This is a genomic window from Sphingobium sp. CECT 9361 (genome assembly GCF_918741285.1).
In the GTDB taxonomy this organism is placed as follows: domain Bacteria; phylum Pseudomonadota; class Alphaproteobacteria; order Sphingomonadales; family Sphingomonadaceae; genus Sphingobium.
Genome location: NZ_CAKKNC010000011.1, coordinates 30,465 through 45,827, shown reverse-complemented (window position 1 = coordinate 45,827; position 15,363 = coordinate 30,465). Strand labels below are relative to the sequence as shown.

Genomic DNA, 15,363 nt, shown 5'->3' with positions numbered 1-15,363 from the left:
GACGTGATACGGCAGAACCGGCGCGTCCGCCTCTTCGCGATGGGGCTTTCGGCATTGGCGGGCTACGTCGATGCCGTGGGCTTCATGGCTCTTGGCGGCTTCTTCGTGTCGTTCATGAGCGGGAACACGACGCGCATGGCCGTCGGGCTCGTGGACCATGCCGCAGCGGCATCGCGCGCAGGGGGGCTTATCGCCCTGTTCGTGGCGGGCGTGGTGCTTGGCTCGCTGGTGGGCCGCACCGCGCGACGACCGAAGGTTGGGGTGTTGCTGACCGTCAGCGGGCTTTTGGGGGCTGGAGCCTGTGCCGGCGCGCTGGGCCATCCCCTTATCGCTGCTGCGGGCATGGCGCTCGCCATGGGCGCGGAGAACGCCGTCTTCGCCCGCGATGGCGATGTGCAGATTGGTCTCACCTACATGACCGGCACCTTGGTAAAAATGGGTCAGCGGCTCGCGGGCGCTCTGCTGGGCGATCCGGCCTGGGACTGGTGGCCCTATGCTTTGCTATGGGCGGGGCTTGCCGGAGGCGCAGTGATCGGTGCCTTCGCTTATGCCGCGATAGGTCTGGCAACATTGTGGATCGCGGCGGGCGCGGCATTTCTTGCGGCACTCTTCGCATGGTGGTTCGATGAGCCGTGAACCAGCGCTGGCCTAATCGATTTTCCACGCTATTCTGGGCCTCACAACCATAAGGAGGATGCCATGATCGTGACGTTTATCGGGACGGATCGTTCGGAAACAGCAGTGAATGCCAATCAGGTGACGTTCGTGTCTTCCGTGACCGACGGCACCCGCATCCGTTTTGGTGAGGGGCGTAGTGTAACCGTCACCGAGCCGATCGCTGAAGTTGTGGAAACCCTCAACAGGGGACTACGACCGCACGAGTAATCAGCGCCTCAGCACCGCACTCCACGCATAACCGCGATAGAGCGGCGCGAAGTCGAGAGTAAGCCGATTCCGCGCCGCAACGTCCTCCAACACGGGCAGCATGTCGCCGCGCGGCGACACGTCGAAGCGCCGCAGCCATCCGAACAGTATGTCGCGGAACATGCCCGGCAATCGCTCCTGCTGCCCGAAATCGACGATATGCAACGACCCGTCGGGAGCGAGCGCCCGTGCGGCTTCGTCCAGTGCCAGTTCCCAGCCGGGGATCATCGAAAGCGTATAGGACAGGAAAATCCGGTCGAACCCGTCGCGGCCCCATAATTTGCGCGCTTCGAAATCGGTCGCATCGCCCTGCGTCAGCGCGATCTGCCCCGCAAGTCCATTGCGGGCCACCGATGCAGTGGCGGTATCCAGCATCGCCTGACTGATATCGAACCCGTAGAAGCGCGCCCTTGGCCACATGCGCGCTGCTTCGATCAGGTTGCGCCCGGTGCCACAGCCAACTTCCAGCACATGCGTTCCCGGCCCCGCATTCAGGTCCTGAATAAGCCGATCCCTGCCAAGCAGATAATATTTGCGCGACGCGTCGTAGATATGCCGCTGATAGCGATAGATCGCATCCATATGATCGGCATGATCCGGCACGATTGTCACGGCCCGATCCAGCATCATCCAGCCTTCAGCACATACAGATGAAAGCCGCCGTAAATCGCGGAACGGTCCAGCCGCGTTCCCTCATCGGATCGCGCAACGTCGTAATACCACTGATCCAGCAGCGTGTCGGGCAGTCGTCCCGGCAACAGCGTTGGCCGCGCCGCCGTACGGAAGATCACGCGCGCACCGGGGCGGGCCGTCCGCGTGATCTGCGTCCACAGGTCGGTCAGTTGCGCATCCGTCATCCAGTCTTGCGCATCCAGCAACACATAGCGATCCAGTGCCCCCTCCGGCAATGACCGCAAATGTTCGGTGAAATTGCAATGCAGGATCTGCGCCCGCGCCACGCCTTCGCGCACCGTCTCATGATGTATCGCTTCCAGATAGGGCGGCAGCGAAGCCCGCGATGCGTCGCCATTGTCATGCTGCGCATAGCCGCGTCCGAAGGCCTGCCATGCGAAATAATTCTGCCGAATATCGAAATCGCAGGCGAGCTTTTCCAGCCGCTGGCGTAGCACGGCGTTCATGCTCTGCGCGTCGCCATCGCACAGCGCGTCATATTGGGCGGGCGGAATGCCAAGGCCGAATAACGAGGCAGGCTGTTGGGTCAGCCAGCGGATGAATTTCTTGTCGAATATCGGCGCCATCCGCGTCTCGAATATTTCGCGCTGCTCCTCCAGCGAACTGGCGCCCAGAATTTCGCGCGGATTGATGCGATAGAGTTTGGCGATCAGATGCGCCCCGCCGATGAACTGGCCCAACAGTCCGCTGGTATAGAAGTTGCGCGTAAAGGCAGTAATCCGCCGCCGCCCGCTCAGGTCGCGTGCTTCCCAATAGCGCCGCGTTACATCGTCCAGGTGCGGCGCTACATGGGTGCGATACGCCGCCACATTGTCCTTTTGCCCCGCCTGCGCGAAGAACCGATGGAATGCGGCATGATCGGGCAAATGTCGCGCTGCTGCCAGCTTTAACCGTCCCAGGGCGACATGCGCAGTGTTGAGGTCGACCGCCGTGATCGAATGCGGTTTGGCGGTCAGATAGGACAGCATGTTGCACCCGCCACTGGCGATGGTGATGATGTCGCTGTCCGGCCCGATCTCCAGCGCCTCCATGTCGACCAGCGGGTCTTCCCAGATCTGCGCATAGACTAGCCCGCGAAACGCAAAGGCAAAGGCCCGCTCCAGCATGCCCTTGGGCGTCAGTTGTTTATGCTGGACAACCGCATTGCCGACGGCTTGGCCGGTGGAGTGGGGCAGGGCGGGTAAGGGCGAAAGGGCCATGTGGTCAGGTTCCCGGTTCGGCTGAACGATCCGCTCTGATAGGCACAATGCGTGACCTGTCCGTGACTGTGCGATGACGGTTTCGCGTCACCTTGGCCTACCGTCGTAGGTGGTTTTCCCAAGGACGCATGATGTTTCTCTTGTTAACCTTCTGGCTCTATTCTGTCGGCATGACGCCCGTAGTGAAAAAGCGACCCCGGCTCGCGGAGCTGGATGCCTTGCGTGGTATCGGTGCGTTCACCGTCATGCTGTTCCACTACAGCACGCGTTTTCACGAGATGTTCCCCACGGTATCGCATGTACCGTTCAGCTTTATGGGCGGGGACTATCGCGTACTCCTGTTCTTCGCGATTTCCGGCTTTGCGATTTTCTTCACGCTGGACAAGCTGAAGAGCGCGCCGGACTTCATCATGAACCGCGCCTCGCGCCTGTTGCCCGCTTATTGGGTTGCCATGCTGCTGACGCTGGGTGTCGAATATCTCGGGCATGCGACCACGCTACAGATTCCGCCGATGGCCATCATTGCCAATTTCTCGATGCTCGAAGGGTTCCTGTTCCTGCCGGCCGTCGATGGTGCCTATTGGACATTGACCGTCGAAATCGGCTTCTACGCCACGATGCTCGCCATATGGGCAGGGCCGGGGCAACGCCGCATCGAACAGGTTCTGATCTTCTGGCTTGCGGTGAAATGGCTGATGGCCGCCTGGCCTGATATGCCGGAACGGATCGCGATGCTGCTGGTGCTACGCTATGTTCCGTTTTTCGCAATCGGAATGCTGTTCTACCGTATCTGGTCGGGTCAGCGCACAGTCCGGGCCCAGTTGCCCTATTTTGCAGCGATCCTGGCAACCGTCGCGATGCTCGAAAAGCCCGATCTGCTGTTCGCTGCCGTAATACTGATCGCCATCTTCTCCGCAATGCTGCGCAGCTACTTGCGTTTTCTGTGCGTGCGACCCCTGCTATGGCTAGGAGGGATCAGCTATTCGCTCTATCTCGTCCATCAGCATATCGGCTTCGTCATCATGATGAAGACTGCGGAACTGGGGATAGATCCCTGGACGGGCTTTGCCGCCGCGATACTCACTGCCATTATGCTGGGCGCCACCCTCAACCACCTTGTTGAGCGCCCCGCGCAACGTGCGCTGGAGCGGTGGTGGAAGGGGAGAACCCATCCAAGGCGGGCCGAGACGGTTGGCGCATAGGCGGAAGGCACCACGCATAGTGTTCCGTCCTGCATGCACCCCTATCGCTAAACCTGCGCATTTGCTCAGCCAGATGCCGTGCATGACATCCTTGTTCGCGTACCCCCTCTCCGCCGTGCGATCATCGCCCAGACGGCATTCACATCCTCCAAGCCTGGCGTCTCGGCGACGGAGTCATGATCGCTGGCTGCAGACACGCAATTGGGTGCTGCGGCATAAGTCATAAGGTCAGCGGTCCAGAAACGTGCCGTCGGCAATCTCTACCAAGGTTCGCCAGCGAAGATCGGCACTGTCTCTGCGCGCCTTAGAAGGAAGCGAACTCGGCACTGTCCATGCTGACATCCGTCATCGCGGTGGCTTTGGCCGTCAGAAATCGGGAGGAAGTTTGGTGGTCTGCGTCTGCCTGTCTGGAAGCCGCACCCTGGCGTAGCGTACCGGCGATGCGGAATTTCGCCGCCTGTTCCGACAGCGCGGTCACCTCCGAGGTCAAGTTACGCACCGCAGCAGAAGTCTGCTCGACCATCGCCGCGTTCTGCTGGGTCGCTTGATCCATGGTGCCGACCGCCGCACTGACCTCGGTGATTGCGCGCGACTGCGTGCGATTGTCGTCGGCGATCTCCGCGAGTAGCGTGTGCACCCCCCGGACATCCGTTGAGATGGCGGACAAGGCTCCATCGACCCGTTGCACACTTTCTACCGCAGTGCCGATATCGGCCTGCGTCGCGGTTAGCTGGTCGCGCGCGCGTCCAGCCTCTTCCTCGGCGCGCATGGCCAGCGCAGATACAAGGTCGGCGACCACAGCGAACCCACGCCCCGCCTCACCGGCCCGCCCTGCCTCGACTGCGGCGTTCATCGCGAGAACACGTGTCTGGAAAGCGATCTTGTCGAGTCCCTCGATCACGCTGTCGATACCCTTGGCGCTTTCGCTGACCCGGTTCATCGCTTTGACTGCCTCGGCCGTAATTTCGCGCCCGTCGGCCACCGTGGTAATCGCGCCGTCTGCGCGCTCGACGGTCCGTCCTGCGGCGACAGCCGTCGCCTTCAGGCGCTGATCCATCTGTGCGATGGCAGCTGCCGTTTCTTCCAGGCTGGCGGCATTCCCTTCGGTCCGTCGTGCAAGGTCCTCGCTTGCTCGCGCTATTTCTTGCGATCCCGTGCGGATCATCATCGTTCCTTGGGCGACGGATCCGATCAACCCGCGAAGGCTGCCGACCGCGCTGTTGAAATTGTCCTTGAGCCCCGTAAAAGGCGCGTGGAGATCGGCGACCACCTCTGCTGTCAGATCGCCCTCTGCCAGCGCGGTGAGGCCAGTACCCAGGCTGTCCACGATCAGTGCCGCCTGAGCCTGTTTCGACGCTTCTGCTGCCTGGAGCTGGTTGCGAAATGCCAGCATGGCCTTGGCCATGTCGCCGAGTTCATCCCCGCGGTCCGCACCTGTCACCTCAGCTGCGAGATTACCCTCGCCGAGTGCGCGCATCGTCCCTGCGAGTACAACGATAGGCTGCACGACCCGGCGCAACGCGAGCACTACGAAGGCCAGTGTCCCTGCGATGCCGATCGCCAGCGTTAAGACCAGCAGAATCATCGCAATCGTACCGACCCGCTCCGCACTTTCGGCGGACTTTTTGGAATTCTCCCCGATCGCGTCGGATGCTGCGCCCATCGATATTTCGAGCGCGCGGAACTGATCGAAGAACCCCGGCAGCATCGCACGCGCGGCGGTCGGATTGCTGCCGATCCGATCCATAAGCTGCATGGCGGACCGGACATAGTCCTCCATCGGCGCTGCCAGCTTGGACGTTACCGCGGCGACGTCGGCATCGCCGGTATAGGCAGAGTCGGCGGCGATCCCCTCACGTAGTGCGGCGAGATGCGTTCGAAAGTCGTTTCGAATATCGTCGGTCTTGATCGTACTGCCGGGTTCTATCGCCTGAAACGCGGCCAGCACGTCGCTGCGTATGGCGTCGTGCATCATGTCCGCGCCTTCGTGGTTGGCGAACATTGCCGTTGCTTCGTTCTGGCGATGCAGCGCAGCGGTCTGCATCCAGGCAGCGCCGATGCCGGTCACGCCGCACAGAAGCATAAGTCCGAACAGAACCCCGCCCGCTATACGAATGGCACGGGTCAGCGACATCGCATCGCGGGGATTGGACTTCGACTGGGGCATGTTTTGAGAACCTTACGGTACTGGGACATCAGTGTGATCCTATAATAGGAGGAACTGAATTGGCCGGAGGTGCCGTATGTTCTTTTTTTTAACCTTATCTCGATTTGCCGCCGGCGCAGTTATACTGTCCGCAGCCTGCGCGTTACCTGCGATCGCTCAGTCCGTTGTACCCGAACCTCCGCCACGCGCGATTACTATCGAGGGTCGCTACGTCCTCGATCTCATGGGAAACGTTGCTGGGGGAGATGCGCGGGGCGCGCGCGTGCTCGACAATGTAGAACTGGCGGCCGATGGCGACCTGGAGCGGCTAGTCGGCTGGCGCGGCGCGCGGGCGCATCTCCATCTGCTGAGCAACCACGGACAATCCATCAATGCCCTTGCAGGGACGTTGCAGGGTGTCGACAATATTGAAGTCTCCTCGCGTCGTGCCAAGCTCTATGATGCATGGATAGAGCAGGACCTCGTGGGCGGTCGTGCCGCGCTGCTGGTCGGGCTGTCCGATCTTAACGTCGATTTCTACCAGAATGACTCGGCCGGATTGCTGATCGCACCCGCTTTCGGGATCGGCTCGGAACTTTCGTCTACAGGTCCAAACGGGCCTTCGATCTTCCCATCGACCGCGCTGACGATGCGACTGAATGTATCGGTCGCCAAATCCGGCTATGTCCGCGCAGCCGTCGTAAATGCGCGGGCGGGCGTCCTCGGCGATAGGGAAGGGATCGATTTCGGAATGCGCGATGGCGCGCTTTTGATCGCGGAGGCGGGCACGCACGTAAACGGAAAACTGGCTGTCGGGGCCTGGGGGTATACTCGGCAGCAGGATGACTTGCGAGACCGTGACCCGATCGGCAATCCCGTCAGGCGGACGGCAATCGGCGCCTATGTTCTGGTGGATCAGCGGGTGTCAGGAGACGATAGCCGCGGTGTGGATGTGTTTTTTCGCGCTGGCGTTTCGGACGGCAAGACAACGCCTTTTCTGGGCGGGTTTCAAGTCGGCCTGCTTGCACACGGAATGATTGTGGGGCGACCCGACGGGCTATTCTCGATGGGTGTCGCGCAGGGTCGGTTATCGCGCGCTATGCGCCGGACGGTCAGGGATTCTGGCGACCAAGCCGATGCGGCGGAGACGGGCGTTGAACTAACCTACCAAGACCGTGTGACCCCCTTCCTCTCGGTCCAACCTGATCTGCAATATTTCCGCAGGGCTTTTGCGGGCGGTAGACCTAAGTCGACATTTGTGATCGGACTGCGGTTGATCGCGGAATTTGCGGTGCGCTGACCACGTTTCTTCCAAAAGTCGATCCGACGGCGCGAAACGAACCGCGGAGCAGATGATATCCCGCGATCAGGGTCCCCCCTACGACCATCTCAATAGTAGTAATGTAGCGCCATCTTAGTGACTTTCCGCGCAATTTATACGCCGCGATAGCTTGGCAAAGCCAGCCCCCTGGCAATCGCTATGGCACGCAACGCAAACCCGGCCAACGCAGCGACAACGCTGGCCAACGGCACCGGAACGCCCATCGCCGCGAGCGTCACGAAAAGGCCAGAAGCGAGTGCCGCAGCCGTCACATAGATCTCAGGCCGCAACAGGATCGACGGTTCGCCCGCCAGCAAGTCGCGGATTATTCCCCCCATGCAACCCGTGACGACACCCATGATCGCTGCGACGAACGGTGAAATGCCGAAGGACAGTGCCTTGGCCGCGCCGAACACCGCAAAGGCAGCAAGGCCCACGGCATCCAGCCAGTCCAGGGCCCGGTCGCTCCACCAGTCGCGCGGAGTAAGCCACACCAGCAGCGCCGCCACAACGCACGCAATGGCGGGAATCGGGTCTTCCACCCAGAACACCGGCGCACCGATCAGCAGGTCGCGCAATGTGCCGCCGCCCACACCCGTCACCAGCGCAAAGAACGCAAACGTCACCAGTGTCTGCTGCAACCGTGCCGCCGCCAGCGCCCCCGATGCTGCGAACAGTGCGGTGCCGATGATACTGAGGGCTTCGAGCACCGGGCCGATCTGTGGCGCAATCTGGGGGAGAAGAAGGGGACTGGACATTGGCGCGCGATAGCATTCCCCTATGCCTCGTCGCTACCCCCAAGCGGCACACCCTTTTCGGCAGTGTTAAAACAAAGGCCCGCCGTTATCGACGAGCCTTCAGGAGGGGAAGCAATTACAGGCGCTTGTCATCAATTATGGGCGAGATTCTCGGGATTGACAGAGCGCGGCGAAACGGCCGCTACATTGCCCAAGAAGCCCAACTGCGTGGCCTTGAAGACTGTCTGGCTGCGATTGACTGCTTCCAGTTTGGTTGCGGCATTGTGGATGTGGAAGCGAACGGTGGCGCAACTCCTGCTGAGGATCATTGCAATTTCCACATCGGTCTTGCCGACAGCCGCCCAGCGCAGACACTCGACTTCCCGCTTCGACAGGCGGCAGTTCTTTGGAATCCACGGACGCTGCATGGTCACACGCGAATAGCCGCTGATGAACCTGCGGGAATGATATTCAAGCTGATCGGCGTAGAGATCGAACTCGCGCGACAAATCATCGCGGCTGTTGTCCATGGGCGTAAAGCTCACGGCTCCGATCTGGCCGAATGGAAGGTGGATCGGGACGACGATGGCAGCGCGTGCATTCACGTCGTCATTGAAGTGAGAAAGGTCGATCTGATCGAGCAGGCTATTGGGTGCACGAGTATGAATACCCTTGGCATTTACCCAGAAAGGCTCGCTTTCATACCGGCAGGCGAACGGAAGGGGCGAACTGAGCGCGAGAAGCGGTTTCTTCCACCACTGTTCCTTCGATGCGGGCCAGCCGAACACGGTGGAAGCCAGCACCTCACCGGATTCGTCGCACATCGACAATTTGGAAGCGATATTGGCGCAGGCGGCAACGCGGAAATTTCCGATTTCCAGCGCGATGTCACGTAATGCCTCCGCCGCGGGGCGAATGTCCGCCGCCTTGGCTATCGCGGTTGGCACATACCTGCTCGAACGGATGTCGGCGCCTATTAGGGTCTGTCCGGCATCATCCGTGCAGGTGGCAAAGCTGTCACCTGGTCTCTCCATGCACACAGACTATACCGGTGCTGTCCCTCCGGCAAGGCGGCAAAAACCTATGACTCTGTATAGGTTTCTCTAGCCGGCCTGCATCGAACTATTGGAAAACGCAGGCGATACGATGCAGCCTTGGGTGCTTAGTGCATCGACGTCGAACTACCGACGCAAAGCCCGTCGGGATCATATCGGCAAGGCGAACGGCAATAGGGGATGGCAGTTTTGAATTTCGATCTCAGCGAAGAGCAAAGCATGCTGCGCGATCTGATCGTGCGGTTTGCAACGGATCGCTACGACTCGGTCAAACGCCTCGCTTATGTGCGGGAGCCTTTCGGGTTCAGTGCGCAAGGTTGGTCGCTGCTGGCGGAAACCGGAGCGCTGGGTTTCCCTTTTGGCGAGGAGTCTGGTGGCTTTGGAGGCGGTGCCGTCGAGCTGATTACTGTGATGGAGGCGCTTGGGCGATCGGTGGCGGTCGAGCCTGTGCTACCGGTCATCGTGCTCGCTGGCGGCGTTATAGAACGCGCAGGGACGCAGGAGCAGAAAGCTGCGCTGCTTCCTGGCCTCACGTCCGGCGAACGTTTTGCGGCGCTGGCTTGCGCGGAACATAATTCCCGTTTCAACGTCGACGCGATCGTGACGAACGCCGTCGTCGATGGGGCAAACTATCGGCTAAACGGTACGAAGCAGATGGTCGTTGGCGGTCCTTTCGCCGATGATCTGATCGTAGCTGCGAAGGACGACAGCGGGGCCATAGGGCTGTATCTGGTTGCGTCAGATGCCGAAGGGGTTTCCCGGCGTAACTATCGCCTTGCTGATGGGTCGGTGGCGAGCGATGTTCGACTCACGCACGTGCTTGCTGCACCGATGGCGGGCGGTCGCTCTGCCCTGGATGCTGCGCTGGCCGATGCGCGGCTCGCCATCTGCGGCGAATTGGTCGGCCTGATGGCGATGATGTTCGATTCCACCCTGGACTACCTCAAAACGCGCAACCAGTTCGGGCAGGCTATCGGCGATTTCCAGGCGATCCAGCATCGCATGGCAGACAATTACGGACTGCTGGAACTGAGCCGCGGTCAGATGTACCGGGCCGCAGCACAATCGGATGAGGGGCGCGATCAGGCAGTAACAGGGGCCAAGGCATTCATTTCAACCAGCGCAATAACGCTGGCCGAAGATGCTGTGCAGCTTCACGGCGGTATCGGAACAACCGAAGAATTGATGATCGGTCAGGCATTCAAGCGCGTATTGGTGCTGGCCTCGCTGTTCGGCGACAACGATTGGGAACTGCGCCGCTATGTGGCGTTGACTGCGGCAGCATAAGTCCGGGGGCTTATTCGGCAAGCCTGACCATCGTCTTGCCAAAGTTACCGCCGGTGAACATTTTCGCATAGGCGATCAGTGTGTTTTCCAGTCCCTCGGTGACGTCGAACGCCATTGATACGGTCCCATTGTCCAGCCATGGCTGCGTCAGGCGGTTGATCTCTTCACCGCGAAAATAGAAGTCAGGTGAAAAGAAGCCCGCAACGGTCAGACGCTTCATAAGGATCAGGTCGAAATTGACCGGACCTTTTCGTTCGATCTGGTCATAGGTGGAAATAAGACCGCAGATCGCGATCCGCCCGTTCATAGCCATGCACGGCAGAATGGCATCCAGTAGAGGACCGCCGACGCAATCGAAATAGGCGTCGACTCCGTCAGGCGCGATCTCCGCAAGGCGTGCGCTCACGTCGTCATTCTTGTAATCGATGGTGGCCGTAAGACCGAATTCTTCGCGCAACCGTCGGCACTTTTCGGCGCCGCCCGCGATCCCGATCACCCGGCATCCCGTCGCCAATGCAAATTGCGCTGCGAGTAGTCCCGTTGCGCCCGCCGCTGCGGAAACCAGCACTGTTTCACCGGGGCGCACCTTTGCGTATTCGTTGAGGCCGACATATGCGGTCCAGCCGTTCGGGCCAAGCACTGCGAAATGCTGCCGCATGTCGGAAATGTCGGGAACTTGCCAGAAATTGCCGATGTCAGGGGCAAGGCGAGAATAGTCCGCCCATTGGCCATATGCTCGCACGATTGCGCCTTCCGCAAAGTCGGGATGCCGCGACTGAACAATGCGGCCAAGCACGAAGCCCATGACCGGACTGCCCAGAGGAAGCGGTGGCATATAGCTGTCGGTGCGCGATGTGAACCACATGCGCGTACCGGCATCGAGCGAGAACCAGAGGTTTTTAACCAGCACTTCGCGATCCGCAATGTCAGGCATCGGAGCGTCATACAGATCCATCGCGCTAGCAAAATCCTGCCCTTCAGGATAGCTGTCCAGCCGCCAGTAGCGGTTTATTTCGACCATGACTTTGCAATCCTCTCAAATGTCTGTGCCAGCGAATGTGCGTTGCCAAGCCAGCGCGCGCAGCTATGAAAAGCATCAATTGCTGCATAAGAGTCCGCGCGGCAGAGCGCGGCAGAGAAGATAAGGGATGCAGAATGGCTGAGACGTTTCATCGGGTTGTATTGGCGCACGATGTCGAGGAGCGCGCGGTGCTGCCCTTCGTCGTCAATGGCTGGCCGGTGCTTGTCTGCCGCGAGGAAGGCGCCATCCACGCGCTGATCAACCGCTGCACCCATGCCGCCGCGCCCCTCGCGCCCGATGGGCGCGTGCGGCGCGGTGCGGTGATGTGTCCGCTACATGGCGCCCGTTTCAAGCTCGACACCGGCGAATGTCTGGGCGGAGCAGGGTATAAACCGCTTAAGCTGTATCCCTGGCGTGAAGACGCCGACGGCTGGATTGAAGTTGCGGTGCCCGATGAAGCACCTGGCATGGAGCATCTTCCCGTCAAGCCGCTGGCGTAGTCGTTAATCGCCCTTTGCCCAGGCAATGCCCCGGCGCAGCAGATCGTAAAATACCGGCAAGTCCCATGCACATCGGTCGACCGTGGGCCAGTAATCGAGATGCGGTTGCATGTCGTAATGCCCCCGGCAGTGACCAAGAGTGTTGTAGAGGACGGCGCCCTCGCCTTGCGGTTTGATGTAGAGCACGGGGTGGGTGCCGTGCGCCCATTCATGCTCGTCGAACCCCGTCGCTTCACCAGAAAATTCGGTTTCCAGCAGGACATGCAAGTCGCCGTGCAGCTCCATGAGATACAGCTCGTCCGTCGTCTCAAAAGGTTGGATTCCTTGCGTCAATTTATGGTCGGGATCGGCAACCGTGACGGTGTACGGCGCAATGGGGGGATGGGCGACGAACTGACTGCCCAGCGTTTCCATGAAAAGCGGCGCCCATCGCGGACTGCCGTAAAGGCCACTTTCGAACAGGCGCAGGACCGAATTTGTGCCGTGGAGCGCGTACCAGCGCCCGCCACCCTGCACATAATTGCGCAGCGCTTCCTGTGCTTCCAGTGAGGGGACAACATCGCAGGTGTAGGTTATGATAAAGTCGGCGGACGTGATCGCTTCGATGTTGCTGTAATCCTCGAACACGCGCGTACGCACGCGCTCGTCCTCCCCTAGAAGCTTCAGTAATTCCAGCCGTGCGAAATCGATGTCGTGATACAATCCGCCTGCGATCAATACGCAGTCGATCCGCTTTGCCTCGTTGTTCGCCATTGCCCAGGCTCCGCCTAAAACTGCACGCGCTTGGTAAAGCCGCCATCGATCACGAGGTTGGCGCCGGTCATGTAGCCGCAGACTGGCGAAGCGACGAATGCGATGGCCTTCGCGATTTCTTCGCCACTGCCCATGCGGCCCATAGGGATCTGCTTGAGAATGCCCGTGTAGAAGTCAGGCATGGCCTGCTTGATCTGGTCCCATGCGCGCCCTTCCATTTCAACCGGGCCGGGTGAGACGCAATTGACTCGGACGCCTTCGCCAGCCAGCTTTTGTGAGAGCGCCGAGGTGTAGTTTATCACCGCCGCCTTCAGCGCATTGTATGCGCCCGGTCCCATAAAATCCTCGAACGCTGCGGTTGAGGAAATGGTGACGATAGAGGCGGCATCCGACTTTTGCAGGAAGGGCAACGCCGCTTGAACGCCACGCACCAGCGGCAGAATGTCGGCATCGAACACTGCGCGCCAGCCTGCTTCGTCATCGACACCGGTGTTTGCCGAAGTGAAGGGAATGAAGATGTCGCAGCCGCCCAGTTCTTCGGCTGCTTTGGCGATCCAGGCACTGTGTGCTTCGGCATCGGTAACGTCGACTGCGCCGCCGATGACCGTGCCGCCATGCGCCTTTAGGGCATCGACTGCCGTGTCGACACTGCCTTGAGACCGCGAACACAACGCGATGCAAACGCCTTCGGCCGCCAGCGCATGTGCGGTAGCGAGGCCGATGCCATGACTGGCGCCCACCAATATGGCTTTCTTGCCCGCAAGGCCTAAATCCATTGTCGCTCTCCCTAAAATGCCAGTTGCACGCGGTCGGTGCCGCGCAGATGATGAGGAGACCTTAAAGAAGGCTGGCGCGAACTGCACTGGCGAATCCGTCAGTGGCTTTTGCGGGCAAGGCAGGCGACCGCTGATAGGCGGGCAGGCCGCATAAGGCAGGGAGAGGCCGGAATTTCGATGCAGAGAAGCGTTCTCACCGACATTGTTCGTCACCATGCGGCAAAAACGCCCGATGCCATTGCACTGGTGTTCGAAGAGCGCGAAACGAGTTTCGCCGCGCTGGATCGCCATGCCAGTCAGGTGGCCAACGGTCTGATCGCCGCGGGTCTGCATCCGGGCGACCGCGTCGCCTATCTTGGCAAGAACAGCGATCTCTATTTCGAATATTGGTTGGGCGCGGCGAAGGCCGGAATGGTGCTGGTGCCGATCAACTGGCGATTGGCACCGCCGGAGGTTGCCTATATCCTGGGCGATTGTGAGCCGCACATGGTGCTGGCGGACCCCGAATTTCTCGACCGGCTGGATACCGACGCGGCGTATAAGCCGATGAGCACATCCGACTTTGCGACGTGGCGCGATGCGCAAGATGCGACCGATCCGGCGCGGGAGGCGGGCTATGACGACGCTGTGCTGCAACTCTATACGTCCGGGACCATGGGCAATCCCAAGGGAGCGTTGCTGAGCAATCGCAGCTTGCTGGCACTGCGGCAGGATACGCCCGTTGATCGGATGCCGGCGTGGAACCGGTGGACCGCCAAAGATGTCGCGCTGATCGCGATGCCGATATTCCATATCAGCGGATCGGGCTGGGGTATGTGGTCGCTGCAGCATGGCGGCAAGGGGATTGTGGTGCGGGAGTTTGATCCGCATCAGGTGCTGGATCTGCTGACTCGCTATCGCATCACGAAAATCATGATGGTGCCGACTGCAATGAAGATCGTGTGCGATCATCCCGATGCGGGGGGGACCGATTTCAGTTTCCTCCAGACCATTTGCTATGGCGGGTCGGCCATCCCGCTCGACCTGATGCGGCAGGCGATTGCAGTGTTCGGTTGCGGCTTTGCCCAGATGTACGGGATGACGGAGACGGCGGGGACCATCGTCGGCCTGCCGCCGGAGGATCATGATCCTGACGGCAATGCGCGGATGCGCGGGATCGGCGTGCCGCTGCCCGGCGTCGAAGTGCGGATCGTCGGTGAGGACGGGATAGAACTGCCGCGTGGGGCGGTGGGGGAGATTGCGACGCGGTCCACGGCCAATATGATCGCCTATTACAATCGGCCCGATGCCACCGCTGAAACGGTCGATTCCGACGGCTGGCTGCGGACCGGCGACGCGGGATATATGGACGAGGACGGCTATCTGTATCTGGCCGACCGGATCAAGGACATGATCATCACCGGTGGCGAAAATGTCTATCCCGCCGAAGTCGAGAACGCGCTTTACAGTCATCCCGATGTCGCTGACGTCGCAGTGATCGGCGTGTCCGACCCGAAATGGGGCGAAGCGGTGAAGGCCATTGTCGTCCCGGTCGAGGGGCGCACGCCCGATCCCGCCGCGCTGGTTGCGTGGGCGCGGGAGCGGATTGCGGCGTACAAGGCACCCAAGACGATTGCCTTTCGCGAGACCCTGCCGCGCAATCCTTCGGGCAAGATCCTGCGGCGGCTATTGCGGGACGAATATCGCTGACCTCGTGCTTGTGGCAGGTTTGCGGTGCGCGCCAATCGCTTAGCCTGCCCCCAAGCCCAT

At 60.6% G+C, this 15,363-nt stretch carries 15 protein-coding genes; 7 read left to right on the top strand and 8 right to left on the bottom strand.

Annotation, left to right across the window (positions count from 1 at the left end; all coding sequences use genetic code 11):
• The first annotated feature begins 3 nt into the window (after positions 1-3).
• Together LQ220_RS15470 and LQ220_RS15465 are read left to right on the top strand one after the other, a co-directional pair.
• On the top strand, positions 4-636 hold the full coding sequence (locus LQ220_RS15470) for a YoaK family protein (RefSeq protein ID WP_230189079.1): 633 nt from the start codon (positions 4-6) through the stop codon (positions 634-636).
• 63 nt (positions 637-699) lie between these two features.
• Complete coding sequence (locus tag LQ220_RS15465; RefSeq protein WP_230189078.1) at positions 700-885, top strand: hypothetical protein; 186 nt, start codon at positions 700-702, stop codon at positions 883-885.
• Here the strand turns inward: LQ220_RS15465 and LQ220_RS15460 are convergent, their stop codons facing one another.
• Entirely contained in the window at positions 886-1,554 is a 669-nt protein-coding gene (locus LQ220_RS15460; protein WP_230189077.1) for a class I SAM-dependent methyltransferase, read from the bottom strand.
• Entirely contained in the window at positions 1,551-2,816 is a 1,266-nt protein-coding gene (locus tag LQ220_RS15455) for a DUF3419 family protein (protein WP_230189076.1), read from the bottom strand. Before LQ220_RS15455 ends, LQ220_RS15460 begins: the two co-directional genes overlap by 4 nt.
• Positions 2,817-2,986: 170 nt before the next feature.
• Here LQ220_RS15455 and LQ220_RS15450 point away from each other — a divergent pair, with 170 nt between their 5' ends.
• Complete coding sequence (locus LQ220_RS15450) at positions 2,987-4,018, top strand: acyltransferase (RefSeq protein ID WP_230189161.1); 1,032 nt, start codon at positions 2,987-2,989, stop codon at positions 4,016-4,018.
• 304 nt (positions 4,019-4,322) lie between these two features.
• On the opposite strand, the gene LQ220_RS15445 is transcribed toward LQ220_RS15450, so the two are convergent.
• On the bottom strand, positions 4,323-6,185 hold the full coding sequence (locus LQ220_RS15445) for a methyl-accepting chemotaxis protein (protein ID WP_230189075.1): 1,863 nt from the start codon (positions 6,183-6,185) through the stop codon (positions 4,323-4,325).
• A 76-nt stretch (positions 6,186-6,261) separates the two neighbouring features.
• On the opposite strand from LQ220_RS15445, the gene LQ220_RS15440 reads away from it, so the two are divergent.
• On the top strand, positions 6,262-7,464 hold the full coding sequence (locus tag LQ220_RS15440; protein ID WP_230189074.1) for a carbohydrate porin: 1,203 nt from the start codon (positions 6,262-6,264) through the stop codon (positions 7,462-7,464).
• A 134-nt stretch (positions 7,465-7,598) separates the two neighbouring features.
• Here LQ220_RS15440 and LQ220_RS15435 read toward each other — a convergent pair whose 3' ends face one another.
• Positions 7,599-8,243, bottom strand: a complete 645-nt coding sequence (locus LQ220_RS15435; protein WP_230189073.1) for a trimeric intracellular cation channel family protein — start codon at positions 8,241-8,243, stop codon at positions 7,599-7,601.
• A gap of 131 nt (positions 8,244-8,374) precedes the next feature.
• The gene (locus LQ220_RS15430) at positions 8,375-9,169 is read right to left on the bottom strand and encodes a LuxR C-terminal-related transcriptional regulator (RefSeq protein ID WP_230189072.1); all 795 of its coding nucleotides are present in this window, start codon (positions 9,167-9,169) and stop codon (positions 8,375-8,377) included.
• Positions 9,170-9,457: 288 nt separating this feature from the next.
• On the opposite strand from LQ220_RS15430, the gene LQ220_RS15425 reads away from it, so the two are divergent.
• The gene (locus LQ220_RS15425) at positions 9,458-10,564 is read left to right on the top strand and encodes an acyl-CoA dehydrogenase (RefSeq protein ID WP_230189071.1); all 1,107 of its coding nucleotides are present in this window, start codon (positions 9,458-9,460) and stop codon (positions 10,562-10,564) included.
• 10 nt (positions 10,565-10,574) lie between these two features.
• Here LQ220_RS15425 and LQ220_RS15420 read toward each other — a convergent pair whose 3' ends face one another.
• Positions 10,575-11,585, bottom strand: a complete 1,011-nt coding sequence (locus LQ220_RS15420) for an NADP-dependent oxidoreductase (protein WP_230189070.1) — start codon at positions 11,583-11,585, stop codon at positions 10,575-10,577.
• Positions 11,586-11,719: 134 nt separating this feature from the next.
• Here LQ220_RS15420 and LQ220_RS15415 point away from each other — a divergent pair, with 134 nt between their 5' ends.
• Positions 11,720-12,085 (top strand): Rieske (2Fe-2S) protein, encoded by a 366-nt coding sequence (locus LQ220_RS15415; protein WP_230189069.1) that lies wholly within the window; start codon positions 11,720-11,722, stop codon positions 12,083-12,085.
• A 3-nt stretch (positions 12,086-12,088) separates the two neighbouring features.
• On the opposite strand, the gene LQ220_RS15410 is transcribed toward LQ220_RS15415, so the two are convergent.
• Both LQ220_RS15410 and LQ220_RS15405 read right to left on the bottom strand, forming a co-directional pair.
• Complete coding sequence (locus LQ220_RS15410) at positions 12,089-12,838, bottom strand: ThuA domain-containing protein (protein WP_230189068.1); 750 nt, start codon at positions 12,836-12,838, stop codon at positions 12,089-12,091.
• A 14-nt stretch (positions 12,839-12,852) separates the two neighbouring features.
• Positions 12,853-13,614: an SDR family oxidoreductase gene (locus LQ220_RS15405; protein WP_230189067.1), complete on the bottom strand. Its 762-nt coding sequence runs from the start codon at positions 13,612-13,614 to the stop codon at positions 12,853-12,855.
• Between the two features lie 177 nt (positions 13,615-13,791).
• Here LQ220_RS15405 and LQ220_RS15400 point away from each other — a divergent pair, with 177 nt between their 5' ends.
• Positions 13,792-15,303, top strand: coding sequence for a fatty acid--CoA ligase (locus tag LQ220_RS15400; protein ID WP_230189066.1), 1,512 nt, complete (start codon positions 13,792-13,794; stop codon positions 15,301-15,303).
• The last annotated feature ends 60 nt before the right edge of the window (positions 15,304-15,363 follow it).

Bases quoted from the DNA above. Each gene is read 5' to 3' on its own strand.
- LQ220_RS15465 (WP_230189078.1), top strand. From the start codon at position 700: ATGATCGTGACGTTTATCGGGACGGATCGTTCGGAAACAGCAGTGAAT.
- LQ220_RS15460 (WP_230189077.1), bottom strand. From the start codon at position 1,554: ATGATGCTGGATCGGGCCGTGACAATCGTGCCGGATCATGCCGATCAT.
- LQ220_RS15455 (WP_230189076.1), bottom strand. From the start codon at position 2,816: ATGGCCCTTTCGCCCTTACCCGCCCTGCCCCACTCCACCGGCCAAGCC.
- LQ220_RS15450 (WP_230189161.1), top strand. From the start codon at position 2,987: ATGACGCCCGTAGTGAAAAAGCGACCCCGGCTCGCGGAGCTGGATGCC.
- LQ220_RS15445 (WP_230189075.1), bottom strand. From the start codon at position 6,185: ATGCCCCAGTCGAAGTCCAATCCCCGCGATGCGATGTCGCTGACCCGT.
- LQ220_RS15440 (WP_230189074.1), top strand. From the start codon at position 6,262: ATGTTCTTTTTTTTAACCTTATCTCGATTTGCCGCCGGCGCAGTTATA.
- LQ220_RS15435 (WP_230189073.1), bottom strand. From the start codon at position 8,243: ATGTCCAGTCCCCTTCTTCTCCCCCAGATTGCGCCACAGATCGGCCCG.
- LQ220_RS15425 (WP_230189071.1), top strand. From the start codon at position 9,458: ATGGCAGTTTTGAATTTCGATCTCAGCGAAGAGCAAAGCATGCTGCGC.
- LQ220_RS15420 (WP_230189070.1), bottom strand. From the start codon at position 11,585: ATGGTCGAAATAAACCGCTACTGGCGGCTGGACAGCTATCCTGAAGGG.
- LQ220_RS15415 (WP_230189069.1), top strand. From the start codon at position 11,720: ATGGCTGAGACGTTTCATCGGGTTGTATTGGCGCACGATGTCGAGGAG.
- LQ220_RS15410 (WP_230189068.1), bottom strand. From the start codon at position 12,838: ATGGCGAACAACGAGGCAAAGCGGATCGACTGCGTATTGATCGCAGGC.
- LQ220_RS15405 (WP_230189067.1), bottom strand. From the start codon at position 13,614: ATGGATTTAGGCCTTGCGGGCAAGAAAGCCATATTGGTGGGCGCCAGT.
- LQ220_RS15400 (WP_230189066.1), top strand. From the start codon at position 13,792: ATGCAGAGAAGCGTTCTCACCGACATTGTTCGTCACCATGCGGCAAAA.